This is a genomic window from Plastoroseomonas arctica (genome assembly GCF_018128965.1).
Taxonomy (GTDB): domain Bacteria; phylum Pseudomonadota; class Alphaproteobacteria; order Acetobacterales; family Acetobacteraceae; genus Plastoroseomonas; species Plastoroseomonas arctica.
In genome coordinates this window covers 122,721-144,569 of the sequence record NZ_JAAEDH010000005.1, presented here as the reverse complement: position 1 = coordinate 144,569, position 21,849 = coordinate 122,721, and the positions used below count along the sequence as shown (strand labels likewise).

Below are 21,849 nucleotides of genomic sequence, written 5' to 3'. Positions count from 1 at the left end.
CGTCGGCCGTCACGCCACCGCGCGGCTGGCCGCGATCCAGCGCCCGATGCGCGCCAGCGCTTCGCTCAGCAACGCCTCGTTCTTGCAGAACGCGAAGCGCGCATAGTGGTTCGGCGCCTCCGCGCTCGCGTAGAAGGCGGTGACGGGGATGGCGGTGACCTTCGCCTCCATCGTCAGGGCCCGGCAGAAGGCGACGTCGTCGCCGGTAAAGCCGAGCGGGCGAAAATCGGCGGTGATGAAATAGCTGCCCTTGGTCTCCAGTACCCCGAAGCCGAGTGCGGCGAGCCCCGCCGCCAGCAGGTCCCGCTTGGCCTGCAGATGCGTCGACAGGCCCTCGAAATAGGCATCGTCCTTGGCCAGGCCGACGGCCACGCCGCGCTGCAGGTTGGGCGGCGTCGTGAAGGTCAGGTTCTGATGCGCCTTGGCGACGTTGGCGGCGAGCCCGCGGTCGCAGGTGATGTAGCCGATCTTCCACCCCGTCAGCGAAAACGTCTTCCCCGCAGAGCCCACGCGCATCGAGCGCTCGCGCATGCCCGGCAGCGTCATCAGCGGGACGTGGCGGGTGCCGTCGAAGATCAGGTGCTCATAGACCTCGTCGCAGATGGCGTAGGCGTCGTGCAGCCGTACCAGGCCCGCGATGAACTCCAGCTCCTCGGCGTCGAACACCTTGCCGGTGGGGTTCATCGGCGAGTTGAGCAGGATGGCCTTGGTGCGCGGCCCGAAGGCGGCGGCGAGCTCGGCTCGCGGCAGCGCCCAGTCGGGCGGCGTCAGCCTTACCAGGCGGGGGATGGCGCCCAGCAGCTTCACCACCGGCAGGTAGGTGTCGTAGAGCGGCTCGATCAGCACGCATTCATCGCCGGGGTTGAGCACCGCCATCAGGCAGGCGGTGATGGCCTCCGTTGCGCCCGAGGTCACGATGACTTCCGCCATCGGGTCCACCTCGAGGCCGTAAAAGCGGCGGTTATGCGCGGCGACGGCCTGGCGCAGCTCCGGCACGCCGGCCATCGGCGGGTACTGGTTGCGCCCATCCCTGAGCGCTGCGGCGGCCGCATCGATCACGTCCTCCGGCCCGTCATAGTCGGGAAAGCCCTGGCCGAGGTTGATCGCGCCGTGCTCGGTCGCGAGGGCGCTCATCACCGTGAAGATGGTGGTGCCGGTGGCGGAGAGGAGCGCGTTCTGGGGCTGCATGAGGCGGAGACGATCCTTGCGGCGGGCGCGGGCCCGATGGAATTAGGCGTTCGAGATGGCGTTGGATCATGAATTTGCACGCCGCTTCCCGCAAGGCGTCGTTCCGCCACTGCCCGCGTTTTAAGCATCCGGCGCGCAGAATGGGCGTGGCGGCGACATGGCGGGGGATTTTCGCCGGCCGCGCGGATTGAAGCCGCGCCGCTCCGCGTGCCATACAGCCGCAACGCCGCATGCAACCCCAGCGGCGCGGGCCACCTGGCCCGGCCATGGCAATCTCCATGGCAGTGACCCAAGGGAGGAAGGAGTTCCGGTTCGCGGCACGCAGGCGCGCGGAGCGGTGAAAGCAAGGTCATGAAGAAAATCGAGGCGATCATAAAGCCCTTCAAGCTCGACGAGGTGAAGGACGCGCTGCACGAGATCGGCCTGCAGGGTTTGACCGTGGTGGAAGCCAAGGGCTTCGGCCGCCAGAAGGGCCACACCGAGCTCTATCGCGGCGCCGAATACGTCGTGGATTTCCTGCCGAAGGTGAAGATCGAGGTCGTCTGCGCCGACGACATGCTGGACCGCGCGGTCGAGGCCATCCAGATGGCGGCGCGCACCGGGCGCATCGGCGACGGCAAGATCTTCGTCTCCGACATCGCCGAGGTCATCCGCATCCGCACCGGCGAGCGCGGCGAGGACGCGGTCTGACCAGAGGCGGCGCAGCCTAGAGGGGGAATTCCGCTCGTGCCCCGTCCGGCCGGGGCGCGCGGCGGTGGAATGGCGCCTGCCCTTCCAGAAATTCCGGCGCAGGATTGTTGCGGCACGTCCGTTGCAAGCCTCAGCGCCGGCCGGGCCAGCCACGGGACCACCGGACCGCGGCCGGACTTGCACATTCGGGGATCACGCCCTTCGGGGCGCATCAGGGGAACAGGATAGCATCGATGGCCAAGAAGCCAGCAGCCGCAACCGGCAACGCCGCAGTCGCCAAGGTCATGGACATGATCAAGGAGAACAGCGTCGAATACGTGGATTTCCGCTTCACCGACCCGCGCGGCAAGTGGCAGCACACCGCCCAGCACATCTCGACGGTCGATGAGGAGACCTTCGTCGACGGCATCATGTTCGACGGCTCCTCGATCGCCGGTTGGAAGGCGATCAACGAGTCCGACATGATCCTGATGCCGGACACGGCGAATGCCTGCATGGACCCGTTCAGCGCCAAGCCGCAGCTGATCCTGTTCTGCGACATCATCGAGCCCTCGACCGGCCAGGCCTATGCCCGCGACCCGCGCGGCACGGCGAAGGCCGCCGAGGCCTATGTCGCCTCCTCCGGCGTGGGCGATTCCGTCCTGGTCGGCGCCGAGGCCGAGTTCTTCATCTTCGACTCCGTGCGGTTCGGCACGGGCGGCAATTTCGGCTCCTACCAGGTCGATTCCGTCGAGGGCCCCGGCTCCAACATGAAGGACTACCCCGAGGGCAACATGGGCCACCGCCCGGGCGTCAAGGGCGGCTACTTCCCGGTCGCCCCGGTCGATGGCGACGTCGACCTGCGCGCCGAGATGCTCTCGACCATGATCGAGATGGGCCTGCCCGGCGAGAAGCACCATCATGAGGTGGCGCAGTCCCAGCACGAGCTCGGCACCCGCTTCGGCACGCTGGTGACGATGGCCGACCAGATGCAGATCTATAAGTACTGCGTCCACAACGTGGCCCACAGCTACGGCAAGACCGCGACCTTCATGCCCAAGCCGATCTATGGCGACAACGGGTCGGGCATGCACACGCACCTGTCCATCTGGAAGGGCGGCAAGCCGATGTTCGCGGGCAACGGCTATGCCGACCTGTCGGAAATGTGCCTCTACGCGATCGGCGGCATCATCAAGCACGCGAAGGCAGTGAACGCGTTCACCAACCCCTCGACCAACAGCTACAAGCGACTGATCCCGGGCTTCGAGGCGCCGGTGCTGCTCGCCTACTCGGCGCGCAACCGCTCGGCGTCGTGCCGCATCCCCTACACGACGTCCCCGAAGGCCAAGCGCGTGGAAGTCCGCTTCCCCGACCCCTCGGCGAACCCCTACCTGGCCTACGCCGCGCTCACCATGGCGGCGATGGACGGGATCAAGAACCGCATCCACCCCGGCGACCCAATGGACAAGGATCTCTACGACCTGCCGCCGGAGGAGCTGAAGGGCATCCCTACGGTGTGCGGTTCGCTGCGCGAGGCGCTCGGCGCGCTGATGGCCGACCACGAGTTCCTGCTCGAGGGCGGCGTGTTCAGCAAGGAGCAGATCGAGAGCTACGTCGAGCTCAAGTGGAGCGAGGTGTACCGCTTCGAACACACCCCGCACCCGGTCGAGTTCGAGATGTACTACAGCGTTTGATGTGCCCTCAGGCGCCGGGCGCGCGCTCCGCGCGCTTGGCTCGCCGCACGGGCGGCGTTCGGCCATCCGGCCTCGCGGCCCGCAAAAGCGGGCCGAAGAGCGGCAGGATGGTCTGACACCCGACCGTTTCGGGTGTAGTCTCAGGCCGCCGGGCACCCAGCCCGGCGGCTTTTTCTTTGAGAGGCGGACATCATGCGCGGTGCGATCGGGGCGGGCATGCTCATGCTGGCGATGGCGGGATGCGGCGGCGGGCCGCCCGGCGCACCACCCCCTGCCGCCCCTGCCGGCACGCCGCCACAGCAGGCGGCCGCGTTGTTCTTCTCGCTCTGCGCCGAACCCGACCCGACCAAGACCCATGCCGAGGCCACCCGCCAGGGCCTCCGCCGCCCCTCCGACATTCCGCTGCGCGAGGTACTGCACGGCCGCGCCGGCGATGTGTTCGCGGTGGGTGCGGCGCGCGATTCCATGCTCATGCTCGGCGAGACGCCGCGGCAATGCGAGATCTGGGTGAACGAGGTCGCGCCGCGCGACATCGACCCGGAATTCAGTGCGGGCCTCGCGCGGCTGCGCGAGGCGGGGGCCACGACCAGCCTGGTCAACCAGGCGGAATCGGCCGGCGGGCTGACCAAGACCTACCTGGTCATCACGCCCGACCGTGTCGCGCGGCTGTTCGCCTTCGGGCCCAACCGGCAGGACCCGGGGACCTTCCGCTCCGTGCTGACCTCCACCAACGACCCGGCCCGCATCGCGGATGCGCGGCTGCAGGCACGGTGATGGCGATGCGCACGATCCTCATCGCCCTGCTGCTGTGCGCCACGCCCGCCCTGGCGCAGAACCTGGCCTTCGACGGCAACTGGCGCGGCACCATCACGCCGAGCGCCAGCGCGCGCGGCAACTGCGCCTCGGGCGAGCGGACCATCACGGTGCGCCGCGGCGTGGCGGAGATGAGCCAGCGCGACGGCGAGGCCGCCAGCGGCACGATCGCGACCGATGGCAACGTCACCATGACCGGGGGGCGCGATGGACGCGTCACGATCACCGGACGCTTCCAGGGCAACGCCTTCACCGGCGAATATCGGACGCGAGGATGCGTCTCGTCGCTGACGCTGGGCAGGTAGAAGGCCGGGGAAAGGAATTTCCCCGGACCCCATTTTTTTGTTTTTATCTCTTGGCGCTGGTCGTGGGGTCGGCACCAATGAATCAAAAAGAAAAGAATGGAGTCTTGGGAAATTCTTTTCCCCAGGCTTTCTTCCTCAGATCACCACCGACATCCCGAACGGCGGCTCCGTCCCCTCCGGGATCGTGCTGACATAGGGTGTGATCGCGGTTCGCGCGGCGAGGTCCGCCTTGGCCTTCGCGATCACGTCGGGCTGTTCCATCAGGTCCGTCGCGGTCGCCGCCATCACCTTCGCCACATGCACCATGCCCTTGTGCGCAGCCGGCAGCTTGCCCTGCGCGGTCAGCTGCCATGAATGGCCCGGCGTGCCGATCGCGTAGGTCGCGCCGCGCGCCTGCACCGTCGGCACCACCCAGGACACGTCGCCCACATCGGTGCTGCCCACCATGGGCACGCCGCCATTGTCGAGCGGGACGATCTGGTCGGTCAGGCCCAGGCCCGGCTTGGGCTTCAGCCCCACCTTGCGCCAGGCCGCGGAGAGATCCGCCGGCGTCATCGTCGCCTGGAATTCGCGTGCCCTGGCTTGGTCCGCCTCGTCGAAGGGCGGCGGGCCGAGCCGGTCGAGGGCAGCCTGCATCGCCTGCTCCATCGGCGTGTTCGGCAGCAGGTTCGCCACCCCCGAGAGCACGCGGTGCTCGACCTTGCACTCGGTCATCAGTGCCGCGCCATCGGCGATCTTCTTCACGCGCGCGACGAGGTCCGTGAGGTCGGGGAGCTCGCGCGCGCGGATCAGGTAGCGCACCTTGGCCTGCGCCTGGACCACGTTGGGCGCGATGCCGCCGGCGTCGAGATAGGCGTAATGAATGCGCGCGTCGGAGGGCATGTGCTCGCGCATGTAGTTCACGCCGACGCTCATCAGCTCGACCGCGTCGAGCGCGGAGCGGCCGAGCTGGGGGGCGGCGGCGGCGTGGCTCGCGCGGCCTTTGAAGGTGAAGTCGATGCGCGTGTTGGCGAGGCTGATCGCATCCTGCACGGCGGCGAAAGCGGAGGGGTGCCACGTGATGGCAACATCCACATCATCAAAGGCGCCGGCGCGGACCATGAAGGCCTTGGCGGCCCCACCTTCCTCGGCCGGACAGCCGTAGTATCGCACGCGGCCGGGGATGCCGCGCTCGGCCAGCCAGTCCTTGACCGCGGCGGCGGCGAGCAGCGAGGCGGAGCCCAGCAGGTTGTGCCCGCAGCCATGGCCGTAGCCGTCGCCGGGGATGGGGCGCGGCTCGGCCACGCCGGCTTCCTGGGACAGGCCCGGCAGCGCGTCGTATTCGCCGAGGATGGCGATCACCGGTCCGCCTTCGCCCGCCTCGCCCATGATGGCGGTGGGGATGCCGGCGAGGTTCTCGGTGATGGCGAAGCCTTCCTGCTCGAGCATGGCCTTGTGCTCGGCGACGGAGCGATGCTCGTTGTAGCAGAGTTCCGGCATGCCCCAGATGCGGTCGGACAGGTCCTCGTACCCAGTGCGGCGCTGGTCAACGAGGGTCCAGATGCGGTCGGTGTTTTGCATGGGCCAAAGCCTAGGACAGCCGCGAAGGGCTGGCGAGAGGGTCGTGACGCCAGCGGCCCGACCCGGAACAGCATGCACGAAGTAGGGATCACACCATGGCCGGCACCACCATCCGCCGCCTCGAGGCCGCCCAGGCCGAGGCGCGCCTCGCCGAGCTCGCGATGATCCTGGCCGATGCCGTCGCCCATGGCGCATCGGTCAATTTCCTGGCCGGCGTCACGACCGCCACGACCGAAGACTTCTGGCGCCGGCAACTCCCCGCGCTGGCCGCCGATGACACCCGGCTCTTTGTGGCGGAAGAGTCCGGCACCCTCCTCGGCACCGTGCTGCTCTTCTTCGCCCACCAGCCCAACGCCCCGCACCGCGCCGAGATCGGCAAGATGCTCGTCCACTCCTCCGCGCGCCGGCGGGGGATCGGCCGGCGCCTGCTCACCACCGCCGAGGAGGCCGCGCTCGCGGCCGGTCGCACCCTGCTGATGCTGGACACCGAGGCGGGCAGCGCCGGCGACCTGCTCTATCGCCGCTGCGGCTGGGTCGCGTTGGGCGACGTGCCGGACCACGCCTTCACACCCGATGGGCGGCTCGCGCCGACGACGCTGTTCTACAAGGCGCTCGGCCCGCACGCGCCGGTTCAGGCGCGCGCCATCTCCGCCACGTAGTCCCCGATCGCGAGCGAGGCCGTGAGCCCCGGGCTCTCGATGCCGAACAGGTTGATCAGCCCGGGCACGCCGTGCACCGCCATGCCCTGCACGCAAAAATCTTGCGTGGCCACCGCGGGCGGGACGATCTTCGGCCGGATGCCCGAATAGCCCGGCGCCAGCGCGCCCTCCGGCAGGCCCGGCCACCAGCGGCGGATGGCGGCGTAGAAGCCTTCGCTCCGCTTCGGATCCACGTCGTAGTTCAGCTCTGGCACCCACTCCACATCCGGCCCGAACCGCGCCTGGCCGCCGAGGTCGATGGTGAGGTGCGTGCCCAGGCCCCCCGGCACCGGCACCGGATAGATCAGCCGCGAGAAGGGCGAGCGCCCGATCAGCGAGAAATAGTTGCCCTTGGCGTAGTAGGCGGTCGGGACGTGCTCCGCCGCCAACCCCTCCAGCTTCGCGGCCCACGCCGGCGCATGCAGCCCCGCGCTGTTCACCACCAGGCGCGCGTGCAGGGTCATCGGCTCCGCACCGCCGACATCCACCTCGATGCCATCGGCCATCACGCGGCCTCCCAGCGCGGGGGCGTGGAAGACGAAGATCGCGCCCGCATTTTCGGCATCGCCCTGCAGCGAGACCATGTAGCTGTGGCTGTCGATGATCCCCGTCGAGGGCGAGACGAGTGCCGCGACGCAATCCAGCTCCGGCTCCAGCTGCCGCGCCTCGTTGCCCCCGATGCGGTGCAGGTCGTCCACCCCGTTCGCCGCCGCGCGGCCGCGGATGCTCTCCAGCTTCTCCGCCTCCTCCGGCGATGTCGCGACGATCAGCTTGCCGCAATTCGCATGCGGCAGGCCGCGCTCGCGCAAGTAAGCGTAAAGCGCGCGCTTTCCCTCGACGCAGAACCGCGCCATCAGGCTGCCGGCTGCATAGTAGATGCCGGCGTGGATCACCTCGGAATTACGCGAGGAGGTTTCCGTCCCGATGCCCTCGGCCGCGTCGAGCACCAGCACCTCGCGCCCGTCCAGCGCGAGGGCGCGCGCGACCGCGAGGCCCACGACGCCCGCACCGATCACCACGGCATCGACCTGTTCCATCACACCACCTGGTTCAGCAGGGCCTCTTCGCCGCGTTGCAGGCGCCCGAGATTCTCCATGAGGAAATCGAGGATGTTGTCCTCATAGGCGCAGGTCTCGCCACCGGTATGCGGGGTGATGATGACGTTCGGCATCGCCCAGAGCGGGGAGAGCGGCGGCAGCGGCTCCTCCTCCACGCAATCGAGTGCCGCGCCCTTGATCCGCCCCGCATTCAGCGCCGCGATCAGCTCCGCCTCACGCACCACTTTTCCGCGCGCGACGTTGACCAGATAGGCGGTGGGTTTCATCAGCGCGAATTCGGCGGCCCCGATCAGCCCCTGCGTCTCCGGCGTCAGCGGGCAGCACAGCGCGACATGGTCGGCGCGCGGCAGCACCTCGTGCAGCTTGGCGATCGCGTGCACCTCGTCGGCACCCTCGGCACCGGTCGAGGGGGCGCGCTTCAGCCCCACCACATGCATCCCGAAGGCCTTCGCCAGCCGCGCGACCCGGCCGCCGATGCGCCCCAGTCCCACCACCGCCAGCGTCTTCCCGCCCAGCTCATCCTCGCGCATGGCGAAATCGCCCTGCATGCCGCGCCAGAATTTCCGCGCCTGGTTGTCCCGCGCCTCGCCGATGCGCCGGCTGATGGCGAGGATCAGCCCAATCGCGTGCTCGCTCACTGCATTCGCATTGCCGCCGGCCGCCGAGGCCAGCCGGATCCCGCAGGCCCAAAGGATATTCTGGTCGTACTGGTCCACGCCCGCGCTGATCGACTGGATGAAGGACAGCCGCCCCGCCGTCGCCGCCAGTGCATTGTCCCAGAAGCCGGAGACAACCAGCACGTCGATCTCCCCGATCCGCGCGGCGAGCTCCTCGCGCGAGCGGATCTCGATGAAGGGCATCCCGGTGTTGCGTGCGGCGAAGCGCTCGCCGAAGCGATAGGCGACGTGGGCGAAGCCGATGGTGGGCGTGGCACCGAGGGCGGACATGGGGGGCGGTTCCCGGATGGTTCGGCCTTCTCTATGGAACGCCGGCGCGGCGCCGCCAAGCCTTCCCCGACACCGTCCCGGGGCCGTCGCGCGGCGTCCCAGATTGCCTCCGGATTGCCGATTTCTTGCCTTGGCGCGGACGAAATACGGGGCAACACTCACGCAATGAACAGGGAGAATTCGCAATGACCATATCGTTCACGCGCCTCATGCAGCTCGGCCTCCTGGCCCTGCCCCTCGGCTTCGCCGCCGCCCCCGCCTCCGCCACATCGGGCCGGACCTTCGCGACGGACGTCGCGAGCGCGCCGCTGACCGAGCAGGTGCAGTACTATCGCGGCCGCGAGCGCCGCTGCTGGACCGAGGTGCGCCGCGTTCGCTTCCAGGACCGCTTCGGCCGCATCGTCGTGCGCGAGCGCCCTGTCCGCATCTGCCGCTGAGGCAGGCTGGCCCCGGGGGCCTCTCGGCCCCCGGGCGCCTCGCGTCAGTAGTAGTAGCGCGGATAGGGCCGGGCGACGACCACCGCAGGCGCCGGCGCGTAGTACCCGTAGGGCCGCGGCCGCACCGGCACGACGACGCAGGCCGAGAGCGTGAGAGTGGCCGCCATCAGGGCGGCGAGGACACCGAGCTTGCGCATCTGCTTCTCCTGCATGGCGCTGTTGCAATAGCCCCAGAATACCATGGGTGTTCGGTGCTCGGCGCAGCCGAATTGTAACCTTGCTTGCCGCTTCGCATCATAGTCCGGCGCGGCGCAGCTCCGGCGCCAGGCGCCCCGTCAGCATCAGCCACGCCATGCGCAGGTCCGAGCCCAGCGACCACAGCGGATAGGTAAAGGTGGCCGGCCGGTTGCGCTCGACCAGCATGTGGCTGCCCCAGGCGAAGCCATACCCGGCGACAGGCACCGCCAGCAGCAGCCAACGCGGCCCCATGACCAGGCCCCAGAGCAGCAGCGCCACCGCGATCAGCGTCCCGGCCAGATGCACGCTGCGCGTCGCCGGGTTGGCGTGCTCGCGCAGGTAGTGCGGCCAGAATTCGGCATAGGTGGCAAAGGGCGCGGCCATGACGCCAGCGTAATCCGCCACGTGGCCCGAGTCATCCACGCAGTGCGTTTCGCGGCGCAGCAATATCTGGCACACAGGCGCCCATGGCTCTTCCCGCCGCGCTGGCGCCGCTCCGACACCCGGTCTTCCGCAGCCTCTGGATTGCGGGACTCGCCGCCAATACCGGGCTGTGGGTGCAGAACACCGGGGCGGCCTGGCTGATGACCTCCCTCGCCCCTTCCCCGGTCATGGTGAGCCTGGTGCAGGCGGCCTCGATGCTGCCGGTCTTCCTGTTGGCCCTCCCGGCCGGTGCGCTCGCCGACATCCTCGACCGCCGGCGCATGCTGATCGCGGCGCAGCTGTGGATGGCGGCGATGGGCGTGCTGCTCGCCATCCTCACCTTCTCCGGCGGCCTGGGTGCCTGGGGGCTGCTCGCGCTCACCTTCGGTATCGGCTCCGGCACGGCGCTGATCTTCCCCGCCATGGCGGCCACCACGCCCGAGCTGGTCCCGCGCGAGGACCTGGTCCAGGCGATCGCGCTCAACGGCATCGGCTTCAACCTCGCGCGCGCGCTGGGCCCGGCGATCGGTGGGTTCATCATCGCGCTCTCCGGCGTCGAGGCCTCCTTCGTCCTCGCGGCGAGCGGCTTCATCGTCATGGTGGCTGCCCTGGTCCTGTGGCGGCGCACGCGCAGCACGGACACGTTGCCGCCCGAGCACTTCCTGCCCGCGATGCGCTCGGGCGTGTTCTTCGTTGCCGCCTCGCCGGCGCTGCGGGCGGCGATCCTGCGGGCCTGCGCGTTCTTCTTCTTCACCGCCGCCGTCTGGGGCCTGCTGCCCATCCTGGTGCGCGGGCGCCTCGGCCTGGGTCCGGATGCCTTCGGCCTGATGCTGACGGCGATGGGCGCGGGCGCGGTCAGCGCGGGGTTTGCGCTGCCCTACCTGCGCGGCAGCGCGACGCGCGGGGCCATCGTGTTCCGCTTCTCGATCCTCGCCGCCTGCGCCATTGCCCTGCTCGGCGCCTTCCCGCACTGGCTGCCGGCGGGCGTCGGCATGGTCGCCTTCGGCATCGCCTGGATCGGCGCGGCCAGCACGCTGCAGGCCGCCGCCCAGCTCGCCTCGCCCGCCTGGGTCCGGGCGCGCGCGATCGGCATCTACCAGCTCTCCTTCTTCGGCGCGCTCGCCGCGGGTTCGGCCATCTGGGGCATCCTGGGCAGCATCATCGGGGTGACCGAGACCCTGCTGCTCGCCGCCGTGACGGGGGCCGCCGTCGCCGCGCTGGTGCGGTCCTGGCGGATCGACCCGCCATCCTCCGCCCAGGCCCCGGCGGCCCCGCTGCCGATGCCCGAGGCCCCGGCGGCCGAATTCACCGAATTGCTGAACGAGCATTCGGGCCGCCTGCTCGAGGTGGTCCGCTACACCGTCGTCGCCGAGAACCGCGCCCCGTTCATCGCCCTGATGGCGGAGATGCGCCGCCTGCGCCTGCGCAACGGCGCCCGCGTCTGGCGCCTGTACGAGGATATCGCCCACCCCGAGACCTTCGCCGAGCTGTGGGTGATGGAAAGCTGGACCGACCACCTGCGCGAAGCCGGCAGGATGGATGCCGGCGACCTCGCAACCCTGGCGCGCGCCGCGGCGTTCCACCACGGGGATGCGCCGCCCGAAGCGTCGCGCTACCTGAACCTGAACCCCTGACATCGGGCGAGGGCGCACCTATCTGCCTCGCGATGTCCATGGAGATCCCAAGATGAAGACGCTGAATGATGTTCCCGACAATGCCAAGAAGGTGTCGATCGGCGTGCTGCAGGGCGTGCTGGTCGATACCTCCGACCTGACCAACGCCACCCGCCAGGCGCATTGGAACGTGAAGGGTCCGCAGTTCGCCGGCCTGCACAAGATGTTCGAGAAGTTCTATGGCGAGCTGAACGAGCTGGCCGATGAGATCGCGGAGCGGATCGTGCAGCTCGGCGCCATCGCCGACGGCACCACGCAGACGATCGGCGACACCACGCGCCTCGAGGCCTATTCGAACAAGCTGCTCGACGGGCTGGACCACGTGAAGGCGCTGTCCACGCGCTACGCGGCTCTTGCGAAGTCGGTTCGCGAAGGCATCGATTCGACCGACGAAGCCGGCGACACGGACACCTCGGACCTGCTGACCGAGCATTCGCGTTTCCTCGACAAGTCGCTGTGGATGCTCGAAGCCCACTTCCAGAAGTAAGACACGCGGTGCGGCGGCTCGATGAAAGGGCCGCCGCCTGATTCCAGGATGCGGTAAGACGGCGCGCACGCGTCAGCTTCCTTGGCCGTCGCCTAGACTTGAGCCTTCATCAAATAACCGATCGAGATTTTGGAACGACTAGGTTCGCGCGCAGCTGAGCTCCAGCGCCATTTCGGGCCCGTAGGCCGCCAAGGCGTATGGCGCAGGCCGCCAGGATCCCTCTGGGGACGGGTACCACCGACCCCTTCCACATCACCTGCGTCATGACCACCGCGAATGTCGGCCGTCTGAAAGGGGCGACCATCGCGGGCGCGCCGATCGGCCTGCTGATCGTCAGCTACGACCCGACGCACAAGAAGTGGTTCGAGGAGTTCGCCCCCTCCTCCGTGCCCAGCTTCAATGCCACCATCGCCAATATCGACTTCGCCGATGATACATCCGCGGAATCCGGCGCCATCGTCCAGATGGTGATGCTCGAAGCCAAGCCGATCATCGGCCAGTCGGCCAGCGTCACACTCGCGTTGGAGCCCAACAAAAAGGTCGTCAAACGCTGGGGTTGATGGCCGAACGCGACCCATCGTCAGCGAGGGGTCGGGAGGCGGCGGTGGTTCGTCAGGCCGCCGGATTCGTCGTCAGGATGCGGTGACGAAGGCGCGCAGGCTTTCCGCTTCCTCGATGATCGCGTCCATCCGCGCCTTCACCAGATCCCCGATCGAGACCATCCCCGCGACGGTCCCGGCGGTCATCACCGGCAGGTGCCGGATGCGCCGGTCGGTCATCTCGCCCAGGGCCTCGTTGATGCCGGTGTCGGGGCTCACCGAGTGCACGTCGGACGTCATCATCTGGCGCGCGGTCATCGCCAGCGCGGCGGTGCCGTCCTTGCCGATGGCGCGGACGATGTCGCGTTCGGAGAGGATGCCAAGAACGACGCCGGCCCCGTCACGCACCAGCACCGCGCCGATGCGATGCCGCGCCAGGGTCGCGGCGACGCCCACCGCATCCTCCCCGGGGCCGACGGACACGACATTGCCGCCCTTGCGGGCGAGGATCGAAGCGATTGTCATCGTTGCCTCCCGTTGCCGGGCTGCGAGACGATGCCCGGCCCGACAAGAGGACAGGCTGACGCCGTCGCGCCGCACAATTCAAGCGCGAAACGCAATCCGCCCGTCACGCTGCCGTGGCGTGGGAGAGCTGGGTCTTCACCAAAGCGGCGAACAACCCGTCCAGGGCGACGAGTTCGTTGAAGCTGCCGCGCTCGGCAACGCGCCCCTGCTCGAACACCATGATCTCGTCGGCGTCGCGCACCGTGGACAGGCGGTGGGCGATGATGAAGGTCGTCCGCCCCGCCATCAGCCGCGCGAGCGCCTTCTGCACCCGCGCCTCGGTCGCCGCGTCCAGCGCGGAGGTCGCCTCGTCCAGGATCAGCACCGGCGGGTTCTTCAGCAGCGCGCGCGCGATCGCCAGGCGCTGGCGCTGGCCGCCCGAGAGCGTGCTGCCGCGCTCGCCGATCATGGTGTCGAGGCCCTTGGGCTGGCGGAGGATGAAGTCGTAGGCCTCGGCCTCGCGGCAGGCGAGCTCGATATCCGCCTCGGTCGCGTCGGGGCGGCCGACCAGCAGGTTCTCCCGGATGGTGCGGTTGAACAGCATGCTCTCCTGGAACACCACGCCGATATTGCGCCGCAGCGACATCAGGGTGAGATCGCGCAGGTCCACGCCGTCGAGCGTGATGCGCCCCTCGCTCGGGTCCCACAGGCGCTGGAGCAGCGCCATGGCGGTGGACTTGCCCGCCCCGGTCTGGCCCACGAGCGCGAGGGTCCGACCGGGTGCGGCGGTGAAGGCGATGTCGCGCAGGATCGGCGGGCCGCCCGGATAGGCAAAGCCCACGCCCTCGAACGCGACCTCGCCGGTGGCGCGGCCGATATCGCGCGCGTCGGGGCGTTCCGGCACCGAGCTTTTCGAATCCTTGACCGCAAACATCTCCTCGAGGCTCGGCATCTGGAACACCAGGCGCGAGGCGAAGGTCACGGCACTCTGCAGCTTGCCGATCAGCAGGGTGGCGAAGCCCATGAAGGAGACGATCTCGCCCACGCTCGCCTGCCCGTTGATGTGCAGCCAGGTGCCGAGCAGGAAGATCAGGATGACCGTGACGGTCGAGGCGGCCTGGGTCAGCACGGCGACCACCGCCCACCAGTTCAGCACCGGGAACTGGTGGTCGAGCACCTGCTTCATGGTGTCCGCGAACAGCCGCGCCTCGTAGCCCAGGCGGGTGAAGCTCTGCACCACCACCACGTTGGACAGCGCGTCCTGCGCATTGCCGGCCAGGCGCGAATGCAGCCATTCCACCTGTTCCTGCGCCGTCTGGGTGCGCTGGATGACATAGGCCGAGAGCAGGCAGAACACGACCACCAGCGCGATCAGCAGCAACCCAAGCCGCCAGTTCATCGCCATCGTCATCGGCAGCAGCACCAGGGCGGCGATGAAGGTCGTCAGATGCTCGCGGAAGAACGCGACCCAGAGGCCGAACAGATTGTCCGAGCCGACCAGCATCACCTTCATCAGCCGGCCCGACTGGGTGTCGCCATGGAAGGACAGCGGCAGGCCGAGCACGTGCTGGAAGAAATCATGCATCACGATCAGCCGGTTGCGATGCGCCATCCGGTCGGCCAGCAGTGCCACGGCCGTGCTGGCGCCGATGCCGGACAGGCCCACCGAGATCCACAGCGTGAGCAGCGCGAAGGCTTCCGCCCAGACCGCGCTCTGCTCCATCCGGTCGGAGCGCGCGAGCACATCCACCACGCGCCCGAACAGCACCGGTTCGAGGAATTGCAGCCCGGCCAGCGCGAGCGATGCGACCGCAAGCCCGATCGCCACGTTCCGGTCCGCCCCGAGCAGGGCCAGGACGCGGCCATAGACTTTGAAAAACCGCATCGGCCAATCCCTGGATGGTGCGCCTGCTTGCCAAGTCGCGCGCGAGCGCACAAGCCGCGATCTGTGCGGCCCGGGCCCCACGCAACGCGCGGCTTGCTGTGAACGCAGACGCGCGCCAGTCTGTGGCAAAATTATCGAGGAACCCCGGGAATGACCCAACGCCGCGCCCTGCTGGGCATCGCCGCCGCCATCGCCGCTCCGCGCCTTGCGGCACCCGCGCTCGCCCAGGCCGCCTGGCCGAATCGCACCATCCGCCTGGTGGTGCCCTTCACGCCGGCCGGCACCACCGACATCGCCGCGCGCATCCTGGCCGAGCGCCTGACGCAGCGCCTCGGCCAGAACGTGATCGTGGAGAACCGGCCCGGCGCGGGCGGCAATGTCGGCACCGATGTGGTCGCCAAGGCCGAACCCGATGGCTACTCGCTGGTGATGTGCACCATCAGCTCGAGTGCGATCAACTACACGCTGTATGGGGCCCGCATGCCCTACCGGCCGGAGGAACTCGCCGCGGTCGGCCTGCTGATCCGCGTGCCCAACGCGATCTTCGTGCATCCGTCGCTGCCTGTCCGCACCTTGGCCGAGCTGGTCGACTACGTGAAGGCGCGCCCCGGTCAGCTGAATATCGGCTCCTCGGGCATCGGCACCTCGCTGCACATGACGGGCGAGCTGCTCAAGCTCGATGCCGGGATCGACCTGACGCATGTGCCCTTCCGCGGCGCGGGACCGATGCTGCAGGAATGCATCGCCGGCCGGATCGAGGTGGGGGTGGACAACCTGCCCTCGGTCATCGGGCACCTGCGCGGCGGGCTGCTGCGCACCCTCGCGGTGACCACCGCGACGCGGACGCCCGCGCTGCCGGACGTGCCGACCACGGCCGAGGCCGGGTTCCCCCGCGTCGAGGCCACGGCCTGGTTCGGCGTGCAGGGGCCGGCGCGGCTGCCGCGCCCGATCATCGACCGCATCTCCACCGAGATGAACGCCATCATCAAGGAGCCGGAGACCGCGCGCCGCCTGCTCGAGCTGGGCGGCATGACGCCAGACCTGACGCCCGATGGCGGCACCTCCCCCGACGGTTTCGCCCGCTTCGTGGCCGCCGAGGTCGAGAAATGGGGCGAAGTCGTCCGCCGCGCCCGCGTGACGGTGGAATGAGCGCCCCGCGCCTCCCCCGCCGCGCGGTGCTGGCCGCCGGCCTCGCCGCACCCGCCGCCGCCCTGGCGCAGAACAGCGCGCGCCCGGTCCGGCTGATCGTGCCCTTCACGCCGGCCGGCACGACGGACATCATCGCGCGCGTGGCGGCCGAACGCCTTGGCACGCGGCTCGGCGCCCAGGTAATCGTGGAGAACCGCGCCGGCGCGGGCGGCAATCTCGGCGCCGAGGCGGTGGCCCGCGCCGAGCCCGACGGCAACACGCTGCTGCTCACCACCATCGGCACCGGCGCGATCAACTTCGCCCTCTACGGCGCGCGCATGCCCTACAAGCCGGAAGACCTGGTCGGCGTGGCGCTGCTGGCGCAGGTGCCCAACGTGCTGATGGTCGCCAACGTCACGCCAGCGCAGACTCTGCGCGAGCTGGTCGCGCTCGCCGCAGCCCGCCCCGGCGCGCTGAATTTCGGCACGGCAGGCATCGGCACCAGCCCGCACATCTGCATCGAGCTGCTGAACATGATGACGGGGATGCGCATGCAGCACATCCCGTTCCGCGGCTCCGCGCCGGTGCTGACCGAGCTCGTCGCCGGGCGCGTCGATGTCGGGATGGACAACATCCCCTCCGCCATCCCCTTCATCCGGGAGGGGCGCATCCGCGCGCTCGGCGTCACCTCGCGCGAACGCTCGCCGGCGCTGCCCGACGTGCCGACGCTCGCCGAAGCCGGCGTCGATGGGTTCGAAGCCACCGCCTGGTTCGGCATCCTCGCCCCCGCGGCCACGCCCCGCCCGGTGGTCGAACGCCTGGGCGGGCTGCTGAACGAGGTCACGCGCGAGCCGGACTTCATCCGCCGCATGGAAGAACTCGGCGCGGCGCGGCCCGGGCTAACGCCGGATGGCGGCACCTCGCCGGCGACCTTCGACGCCTTCCTGCGCACCGAGCAACGCCGCTGGGCGGAGGTGGTGACGCGCTCTGGGGCGCGTCTGGAGTGAAGCTCGGGGGGAAGGAATTCCCCTCGCAAACGCATACGTTTGCACCCCATCCTCCATTTCCATCCATTGGTGCCGGCTGGCGGGTAGCCCCGGTTGGCTGGGCGGGACGCCGCAACGCCGGTGGGGGAGGTCGCAGGGTCTGGGCTCGCGCGCTACGCTGCGCTCGATGGCTCCCGCCAGTGCGGATAGGTGACATAGGCGGTCACCACCTCGTCCTCATGCGAGCGAATGGTCACCGTCTCGCCTTTGGGCATGTGGACGATGTCACCCGGACCGGCGCTGAGCGTGCCCGCCTTGGTCAAGACGGAGAGATGCCCTTCCAGGACCACCATCACGTCGTCCACCTCGAGCGTCACGTCGATGCTCTGACCGGGCCCATAGCGGCCGTAGCCGACCGTGATCGGTCCGCCATGCCGTTCGTCGACCAGATTGCCAGTGAACACGTCGCCATCCTGCCCCGACAAGCGTTTGAACGCAGTATCGGCAATGGTGAATTTTCTGACGATCATGATATTTCTCCAACTGGTGCGTCTGAATGCGCGGCTTATGCTACTTCAGGAGCGTGCACATCCTTCGTTTTTCTTCGGACCTTATGCCGTCACACCTGGCATTGTCGATCAAGCGAAAAGCTTTACATGCCGGAAGTTTGTCAGCCCATGACGCGCAACGCCGCGAACCGCGCCGTTACGAGCCGGAACTCGGTCTCGGCCTGGCCAGTGGCGCCACGGCGCCCGAAATCGCCCTGTTGGTGCTGGAGCAAGAGTTCTAGCGAACGCGCCTGGATCCGCCGAGACGCCCAAAAGCCAGCAGTCAACGCGTCGCTTGAAGCTCATGGTCCAGGAACGCTTGCCCGCTGAACTTCGCTGTCGATCGACTGCTCCGGCGCGAATTCTTCTCCCCCGGCCTGCTTCAGCGCTGGTCTGAAAAGGTATCGCAGCCCGCCAGCGTGCCCTGTTCGAACCCTCGCCGGAACCACCGCACGCGCTGTTCGGAGCTGCCATGGGTGAAGCTGTCCGGCACCACCTGCCCTCCCGCCCGGCGTTGCAGCCGGTCATCGCCGACCGCCGCGGCGGCGCCGAGTGCCTCTTCGAGGTCTCCGCTCTCCATGATGCCGCGGGCGTTCTGCGCGTTGCGCGCCCAGAGCCCGGCGAGGCAATCGGCCATGAGCTCGACGCGGACCTGGAGGCGGTTGCTTTCCGCCTCGCCCCGGCCGCGGCGCAGTTCTTCGACACGGCGGAGAACGCCGATCTGGTTCTGCACGTGGTGGCCGACTTCATGGGCGATCACGTAGGCCGCGGCGAAATCGCCTGGCGCGCCAAGCCGGCGTTGGAGGTCCGCGAGGAAATCGAGATCGAGGTACAGCCGCTGGTCGTTCGGGCAGTAGAAGGGGCCCATGGCGGATTGTGCGGCGCCGCAGCCGCTTTGCGTGCCGCCCGAGAACAGCACCAGCGTCGGCTCGCGGTAGGTCTGGCCGGAACGCTGGAACACGTCCTTCCAGACATCTTCCGTCTCGCCGAGCACGCGCGCGACGAAGCGGCGCTGCGCGTCATCGGGGCCAGGTGCGGAGCGCGAGGTCTGCTCGGTGGGCGCACCGCCGCCGCCCTGCAGCAGCACGGAGGGGTCGATGCCGAGAAAGAGCGCGACCAGCAGCAGCGCGATGCCGCCGATGCCGCCGCCCACCACCATGCGCCCGCCACCGCCGCCGGACCCGCGCCGGTCCTCGACATTCTGGCTTTCGCGACTGTCATCGAGGCGCATGGCCCTATCCTCCCAACAAACCCGCCAATCCGGGGTCGACGCCGCTGAGCGTGCGGCCCTTCACGGGGGCATAACTCCCGACCGAGGGTTTCGGATACCCCGCGCGGCAAAGACCTTCCGCGAAGCGCACGGCGCAGGCGATGCCGTCCAGCAGGGGGACCACGGCGCGGCCGCGCAGCCGCTCGTCGAAGCCGGCCAGCGCGGCGCCGGCGAGGATGACGCTGTCGGCGCCGGCGGCTGCCAGGGCGGCGATCTCGGGGAGGAGTTTCTCGGCCACCATCTCCGGCTCGCTCACCGCCTGGGGGGCGGTGACGTCGATCACCGCGGTGCCGGCGAGGCGGCTGCTGAGGCCATGGCGGGCGATCAGCTCGCGGTAGGTCTCGGCATTGCCGAAGGTGACCAGGCCGAAGCGGCCGCCGATCATGCAGGCGGTGAAGCACGCGGCCTCGGTCATGCCGACCACCGGGCAGGGCATCAGCTGGCGCGCGGCCTCGAGCGCGGTGTCGTGGCTGACGGCGAGGACCACGGCATCCACCTGGCCGGCGAAGGGCGCGATGGTCTCCAGCAGCGCGTGGCCGGCGATGATGTTCTCGACCCGGCTGGAGATGACGGCGGCGCCGAAGCGCGGCGTGGCGGCGATGATCTCCGTGCCCGGCGCGGCGGCGCGGCGCGCGCTTTCGGCGCAGGCCTCGGTGATGGCCTGCGTCATGTTCGCGTTCGAGACCAGTATCCGCATGCGCCTGTCTCCTGCTGGGCGCGCCATCCTGCGCTGGCGCTCCCATCTTGCCCAGCGTGACCAGCGCCGTCAGGCTGCGGCTTTCCGCCCGGAGCCCCCGCGATGAGCCACGCCGCCGCCCTCACCCTGCCCTTCGATACGGACACCATCCTGGAGGGGCTGAAGAGCTGGGCCGCCTGCGAGAGCCCCACCTTCGACGCCGCCGCGGTGAACCGCATGATGGACATCGCCGGGCGCGAGCTGGCGCTGCTGGGCGCGAACATCGACCGCATTCCCGGCCGCTTGGGCCTGGGCGATTGCGTCCGCGCGCGGTTTCCGCACCCGTCGGGCGAGACGACTGCGGGCATCCTGATCCTCGCGCATCTGGATACGGTGCACCCGATCGGCACGCTGGAAAAACTGCCCATCCGCGTCGAGGGGCCGCTCTGCTACGGGCCCGGCATCTGCGACATGAAGGGCGGCACCTACATCGCGGTCGAGGCGATCCGCCAGCTGCTGCGCGCCAAGGTCGCCACGCCGCTTCCCATCACCGTGCTGCTCACCTGCGACGAGGAGATCGGCAGCCCGTCGACGCGCGACCTGATCGAGGCGGAGGCGGCGCGCGCCCGCTACGTGCTGGTGCCGGAACCCGCGCGCCCGGATGGCGGCGTGGTCACCGGGCGCTACGCCATCGCGCGCTTCAATCTCCGCGCCACGGGCAAGCCCAGCCATGCCGGATCGCGCCTGGGCGAAGGCCGGTCCGCCATCCGTGAAATCTGCCGCCAGACGCTCGCGATCGAGGAGATGACGACTGAGGACTGCACCTTCTCCGTCGGCGTCATCCACGGCGGGCAATGGGTGAACTGCGTGGCCACGCATTGCGACGCCGAGGCGCTGTCGATGGCCAAGCGGCAGGAGGATCTCGACGCCGGCGTGGCGAAGATGCTGGGCCTGCGCGCCACCGGCAACGACGTCAGTCTGGAGGTCAAGCGCGGCGTCACGCGCCCGGTCTGGGAGCCCGATGCGGGCGTCATGGCGCTGTACGACAAGGCCCGCTACATCGCCAACGCCATCGGCTTCGACATCGCCCACCAGAGTTCGGGCGGCGGTTCGGACGGCAATTTCACTGGCGCGATGGGGGTGCCGACGCTCGACGGCCTGGGCGTTTCGGGGGCAAAGATGCACACGCTCGAGGAGCATATCGAGATCGCCTCGCTGGTGCCGCGCGCGAGGCTGATCGCGGGGCTGCTGACGACGCTCGGGGCGTAAGCCGCGCGTGGCGTACACCCCTGGGTTGAAATCGGGTCCAAGTATGGTGTAACGATTTGGCTTCGCATTGAGGGGCGCAGTCATGGAACCGGTGGAAAACTACTGCTTCATCTGCGCTGCCACATTGCCGCAGGGTGCCAATCCCGGGCTGTGCCAAATCTGCTCGATGAAGAAGGCCTCAAAGAGCGGGCCGACCGGCGGCGCGGTCCAGGTGGTCACCTGGGTCTCGGTGAGCGAAACCGCGAACGCCGTCACTGCGAACGGCAATGCCCATCTGAAAAACGTCAGCGACTACATCGGCGCTGTCATGAACTGCCTCACGACCCATATGAGCGACAATGCGGCGACCAGCGCGGGCGGTCAGTACACCATCTGGAACCACGCCAAGGAGGACACCGTATCGATCGACTACCAGGGCACCCGGGAGGGCAGTGGCAGCACCTTCTGGATCGACATCCAGGGCCAGGTCGGCAAGGACAATGCGCGCGTCAGCCATTGGCAGATCATGGTGGAATGCGCCGGGTCGGTGCCGCCGCAGGAAGTCGTCATGGAGGCGATCAAGGCCAGCCTTGGCGTCGTCGTGCTGAAATCACCCAAGAACGCCGCTGGCATCCGTATCGTCATCCGGCGTTCCACCTGCACTGGCCTGCCGAATTCACAGTCGAATAAATCGAAGAAGTGACGTCCCGCGCGGGCGGTCGGCAGCAAGCCCCGCCCGCCCATTGCCCTGGCAGACAAAGGGCGTAAGTCTCGCCATCGCGACGCTGATCAGCGGCGCCATCCACTGGCGCCTCGTCGCGCGTCCCGATGCCCCTCAAGCAGCACCAGACATCTTGCGTTCCGGACCGCCCAAGT

General features: G+C 69.0%; 24 protein-coding genes. 13 read left to right on the top strand and 11 right to left on the bottom strand.

Features of this window, described 5'->3' with window-relative positions:
- Nucleotides 1-9: 9 nt before the first annotated feature.
- Entirely contained in the window at nt 10-1,188 is a 1,179-nt protein-coding gene (locus tag GXW79_RS06610; protein WP_211873560.1) for an aminotransferase, read from the bottom strand.
- A 351-nt stretch (nt 1,189-1,539) separates the two neighbouring features.
- On the opposite strand from GXW79_RS06610, the gene GXW79_RS06605 reads away from it, so the two are divergent.
- From GXW79_RS06605 to GXW79_RS06590, 4 genes are all read left to right on the top strand, one after another.
- Entirely contained in the window at nt 1,540-1,878 is a 339-nt protein-coding gene (locus GXW79_RS06605) for a P-II family nitrogen regulator (protein WP_211873559.1), read from the top strand.
- A gap of 233 nt (nt 1,879-2,111) precedes the next feature.
- On the top strand, nt 2,112-3,551 hold the full coding sequence (glnA, locus tag GXW79_RS06600) for a type I glutamate--ammonia ligase (RefSeq protein WP_211873558.1): 1,440 nt from the start codon (nt 2,112-2,114) through the stop codon (nt 3,549-3,551).
- Between the two features lie 192 nt (nt 3,552-3,743).
- On the top strand, nt 3,744-4,325 hold the full coding sequence (locus GXW79_RS06595; RefSeq protein ID WP_211873557.1) for a hypothetical protein: 582 nt from the start codon (nt 3,744-3,746) through the stop codon (nt 4,323-4,325).
- Nucleotides 4,325-4,669: a hypothetical protein gene (locus tag GXW79_RS06590; RefSeq protein WP_211873556.1), complete on the top strand. Its 345-nt coding sequence runs from the start codon at nt 4,325-4,327 to the stop codon at nt 4,667-4,669. Before GXW79_RS06595 ends, GXW79_RS06590 begins: the two co-directional genes overlap by 1 nt.
- Nucleotides 4,670-4,804: 135 nt before the next feature.
- On the opposite strand, the gene GXW79_RS06585 is transcribed toward GXW79_RS06590, so the two are convergent.
- Nucleotides 4,805-6,229 (bottom strand): M20 family metallopeptidase, encoded by a 1,425-nt coding sequence (locus tag GXW79_RS06585; RefSeq protein ID WP_211873555.1) that lies wholly within the window; start codon nt 6,227-6,229, stop codon nt 4,805-4,807.
- A 95-nt stretch (nt 6,230-6,324) separates the two neighbouring features.
- Here GXW79_RS06585 and GXW79_RS06580 point away from each other — a divergent pair, with 95 nt between their 5' ends.
- Nucleotides 6,325-6,888 (top strand): GNAT family N-acetyltransferase, encoded by a 564-nt coding sequence (locus GXW79_RS06580; RefSeq protein WP_246503777.1) that lies wholly within the window; start codon nt 6,325-6,327, stop codon nt 6,886-6,888.
- On the opposite strand, the gene GXW79_RS06575 is transcribed toward GXW79_RS06580, so the two are convergent.
- Together GXW79_RS06575 and GXW79_RS06570 are read right to left on the bottom strand one after the other, a co-directional pair.
- Complete coding sequence (locus GXW79_RS06575) at nt 6,861-7,964, bottom strand: NAD(P)/FAD-dependent oxidoreductase (protein WP_211873554.1); 1,104 nt, start codon at nt 7,962-7,964, stop codon at nt 6,861-6,863. The two genes, GXW79_RS06580 and GXW79_RS06575, sit on opposite strands and share 28 nt — an antisense overlap.
- Nucleotides 7,964-8,932 carry a D-2-hydroxyacid dehydrogenase gene (locus GXW79_RS06570; RefSeq protein WP_211873553.1) on the bottom strand — a complete coding sequence of 323 codons (969 nt, stop codon included), beginning with the start codon at nt 8,930-8,932 and terminating at the stop codon, nt 7,964-7,966. Before GXW79_RS06570 ends, GXW79_RS06575 begins: the two co-directional genes overlap by 1 nt.
- A 185-nt stretch (nt 8,933-9,117) precedes the next feature.
- Here GXW79_RS06570 and GXW79_RS06565 point away from each other — a divergent pair, with 185 nt between their 5' ends.
- Nucleotides 9,118-9,369 (top strand): hypothetical protein, encoded by a 252-nt coding sequence (locus GXW79_RS06565; protein WP_211873552.1) that lies wholly within the window; start codon nt 9,118-9,120, stop codon nt 9,367-9,369.
- Between the two features lie 44 nt (nt 9,370-9,413).
- Here the strand turns inward: GXW79_RS06565 and GXW79_RS06560 are convergent, their stop codons facing one another.
- Both GXW79_RS06560 and GXW79_RS06555 read right to left on the bottom strand, forming a co-directional pair.
- Nucleotides 9,414-9,566 (bottom strand): hypothetical protein, encoded by a 153-nt coding sequence (locus tag GXW79_RS06560; protein ID WP_211873551.1) that lies wholly within the window; start codon nt 9,564-9,566, stop codon nt 9,414-9,416.
- Nucleotides 9,567-9,663: 97 nt separating this feature from the next.
- Nucleotides 9,664-10,029: an Mpo1-like protein gene (locus GXW79_RS06555; RefSeq protein WP_367614821.1), complete on the bottom strand. Its 366-nt coding sequence runs from the start codon at nt 10,027-10,029 to the stop codon at nt 9,664-9,666.
- Between the two features lie 44 nt (nt 10,030-10,073).
- Between GXW79_RS06555 and GXW79_RS06550 the strand changes: the two genes are divergently transcribed.
- The 3 genes from GXW79_RS06550 (at nt 10,074) to GXW79_RS06540 (ending at nt 12,749) form a co-directional block, all read left to right on the top strand.
- Nucleotides 10,074-11,663 carry an MFS transporter gene (locus GXW79_RS06550; RefSeq protein ID WP_211873550.1) on the top strand — a complete coding sequence of 530 codons (1,590 nt, stop codon included), beginning with the start codon at nt 10,074-10,076 and terminating at the stop codon, nt 11,661-11,663.
- Nucleotides 11,664-11,715: 52 nt separating this feature from the next.
- Entirely contained in the window at nt 11,716-12,189 is a 474-nt protein-coding gene (gene dps / locus GXW79_RS06545; protein ID WP_211873549.1) for a DNA starvation/stationary phase protection protein Dps, read from the top strand.
- A 197-nt stretch (nt 12,190-12,386) separates the two neighbouring features.
- Complete coding sequence (locus GXW79_RS06540; RefSeq protein ID WP_211873548.1) at nt 12,387-12,749, top strand: hypothetical protein; 363 nt, start codon at nt 12,387-12,389, stop codon at nt 12,747-12,749.
- Between the two features lie 72 nt (nt 12,750-12,821).
- Here the strand turns inward: GXW79_RS06540 and GXW79_RS06535 are convergent, their stop codons facing one another.
- Both GXW79_RS06535 and GXW79_RS06530 read right to left on the bottom strand, forming a co-directional pair.
- Nucleotides 12,822-13,253 carry a CBS domain-containing protein gene (locus GXW79_RS06535; protein WP_211873547.1) on the bottom strand — a complete coding sequence of 144 codons (432 nt, stop codon included), beginning with the start codon at nt 13,251-13,253 and terminating at the stop codon, nt 12,822-12,824.
- Nucleotides 13,254-13,356: 103 nt separating this feature from the next.
- Nucleotides 13,357-15,117, bottom strand: a complete 1,761-nt coding sequence (locus GXW79_RS06530; protein ID WP_211873546.1) for a glucan ABC transporter ATP-binding protein/ permease — start codon at nt 15,115-15,117, stop codon at nt 13,357-13,359.
- Between the two features lie 150 nt (nt 15,118-15,267).
- Between GXW79_RS06530 and GXW79_RS06525 the strand changes: the two genes are divergently transcribed.
- Nucleotides 15,268-16,266: a tripartite tricarboxylate transporter substrate binding protein gene (locus GXW79_RS06525; RefSeq protein ID WP_211873545.1), complete on the top strand. Its 999-nt coding sequence runs from the start codon at nt 15,268-15,270 to the stop codon at nt 16,264-16,266.
- Nucleotides 16,263-17,252 carry a Bug family tripartite tricarboxylate transporter substrate binding protein gene (locus tag GXW79_RS06520; protein ID WP_211873544.1) on the top strand — a complete coding sequence of 330 codons (990 nt, stop codon included), beginning with the start codon at nt 16,263-16,265 and terminating at the stop codon, nt 17,250-17,252. The genes GXW79_RS06525 and GXW79_RS06520 overlap by 4 nt, the downstream gene beginning before the upstream one ends.
- Nucleotides 17,253-17,404: 152 nt before the next feature.
- Here GXW79_RS06520 and GXW79_RS06515 read toward each other — a convergent pair whose 3' ends face one another.
- From GXW79_RS06515 to GXW79_RS06505, 3 genes are all read right to left on the bottom strand, one after another.
- Nucleotides 17,405-17,761: a hypothetical protein gene (locus GXW79_RS06515; protein ID WP_211873543.1), complete on the bottom strand. Its 357-nt coding sequence runs from the start codon at nt 17,759-17,761 to the stop codon at nt 17,405-17,407.
- A 400-nt stretch (nt 17,762-18,161) separates the two neighbouring features.
- Nucleotides 18,162-19,010, bottom strand: coding sequence for a KPN_02809 family neutral zinc metallopeptidase (gene ypfJ / locus GXW79_RS06510; RefSeq protein WP_211873542.1), 849 nt, complete (start codon nt 19,008-19,010; stop codon nt 18,162-18,164).
- Between the two features lie 4 nt (nt 19,011-19,014).
- Entirely contained in the window at nt 19,015-19,746 is a 732-nt protein-coding gene (locus GXW79_RS06505; RefSeq protein WP_246503776.1) for an aspartate/glutamate racemase family protein, read from the bottom strand.
- A 102-nt stretch (nt 19,747-19,848) separates the two neighbouring features.
- Between GXW79_RS06505 and GXW79_RS06500 the strand changes: the two genes are divergently transcribed.
- Nucleotides 19,849-20,994 carry a M20/M25/M40 family metallo-hydrolase gene (locus GXW79_RS06500; RefSeq protein ID WP_211873540.1) on the top strand — a complete coding sequence of 382 codons (1,146 nt, stop codon included), beginning with the start codon at nt 19,849-19,851 and terminating at the stop codon, nt 20,992-20,994.
- 82 nt (nt 20,995-21,076) lie between these two features.
- Entirely contained in the window at nt 21,077-21,676 is a 600-nt protein-coding gene (locus GXW79_RS06495) for a hypothetical protein (protein ID WP_211873539.1), read from the top strand.
- Nucleotides 21,677-21,849 lie beyond the last annotated feature (173 nt).

Bases quoted from the DNA above. Each gene is read 5' to 3' on its own strand.
- GXW79_RS06610 (WP_211873560.1), bottom strand. From the start codon at position 1,188: ATGCAGCCCCAGAACGCGCTCCTCTCCGCCACCGGCACCACCATCTTC.
- GXW79_RS06605 (WP_211873559.1), top strand. From the start codon at position 1,540: ATGAAGAAAATCGAGGCGATCATAAAGCCCTTCAAGCTCGACGAGGTG.
- glnA (WP_211873558.1), top strand. From the start codon at position 2,112: ATGGCCAAGAAGCCAGCAGCCGCAACCGGCAACGCCGCAGTCGCCAAG.
- GXW79_RS06595 (WP_211873557.1), top strand. From the start codon at position 3,744: ATGCGCGGTGCGATCGGGGCGGGCATGCTCATGCTGGCGATGGCGGGA.
- GXW79_RS06590 (WP_211873556.1), top strand. From the start codon at position 4,325: ATGGCGATGCGCACGATCCTCATCGCCCTGCTGCTGTGCGCCACGCCC.
- GXW79_RS06585 (WP_211873555.1), bottom strand. From the start codon at position 6,229: ATGCAAAACACCGACCGCATCTGGACCCTCGTTGACCAGCGCCGCACT.
- GXW79_RS06580 (WP_246503777.1), top strand. From the start codon at position 6,325: ATGGCCGGCACCACCATCCGCCGCCTCGAGGCCGCCCAGGCCGAGGCG.
- GXW79_RS06575 (WP_211873554.1), bottom strand. From the start codon at position 7,964: ATGGAACAGGTCGATGCCGTGGTGATCGGTGCGGGCGTCGTGGGCCTC.
- GXW79_RS06570 (WP_211873553.1), bottom strand. From the start codon at position 8,932: ATGTCCGCCCTCGGTGCCACGCCCACCATCGGCTTCGCCCACGTCGCC.
- GXW79_RS06565 (WP_211873552.1), top strand. From the start codon at position 9,118: ATGACCATATCGTTCACGCGCCTCATGCAGCTCGGCCTCCTGGCCCTG.
- GXW79_RS06560 (WP_211873551.1), bottom strand. From the start codon at position 9,566: ATGCGCAAGCTCGGTGTCCTCGCCGCCCTGATGGCGGCCACTCTCACG.
- GXW79_RS06550 (WP_211873550.1), top strand. From the start codon at position 10,074: ATGGCTCTTCCCGCCGCGCTGGCGCCGCTCCGACACCCGGTCTTCCGC.
- dps (WP_211873549.1), top strand. From the start codon at position 11,716: ATGAAGACGCTGAATGATGTTCCCGACAATGCCAAGAAGGTGTCGATC.
- GXW79_RS06540 (WP_211873548.1), top strand. From the start codon at position 12,387: ATGGCGCAGGCCGCCAGGATCCCTCTGGGGACGGGTACCACCGACCCC.
- GXW79_RS06535 (WP_211873547.1), bottom strand. From the start codon at position 13,253: ATGACAATCGCTTCGATCCTCGCCCGCAAGGGCGGCAATGTCGTGTCC.
- GXW79_RS06530 (WP_211873546.1), bottom strand. From the start codon at position 15,117: ATGCGGTTTTTCAAAGTCTATGGCCGCGTCCTGGCCCTGCTCGGGGCG.
- GXW79_RS06525 (WP_211873545.1), top strand. From the start codon at position 15,268: ATGACCCAACGCCGCGCCCTGCTGGGCATCGCCGCCGCCATCGCCGCT.
- GXW79_RS06520 (WP_211873544.1), top strand. From the start codon at position 16,263: ATGAGCGCCCCGCGCCTCCCCCGCCGCGCGGTGCTGGCCGCCGGCCTC.
- GXW79_RS06515 (WP_211873543.1), bottom strand. From the start codon at position 17,761: ATGATCGTCAGAAAATTCACCATTGCCGATACTGCGTTCAAACGCTTG.
- ypfJ (WP_211873542.1), bottom strand. From the start codon at position 19,010: ATGCGCCTCGATGACAGTCGCGAAAGCCAGAATGTCGAGGACCGGCGC.
- GXW79_RS06505 (WP_246503776.1), bottom strand. From the start codon at position 19,746: ATGCGGATACTGGTCTCGAACGCGAACATGACGCAGGCCATCACCGAG.
- GXW79_RS06500 (WP_211873540.1), top strand. From the start codon at position 19,849: ATGAGCCACGCCGCCGCCCTCACCCTGCCCTTCGATACGGACACCATC.
- GXW79_RS06495 (WP_211873539.1), top strand. From the start codon at position 21,077: ATGGAACCGGTGGAAAACTACTGCTTCATCTGCGCTGCCACATTGCCG.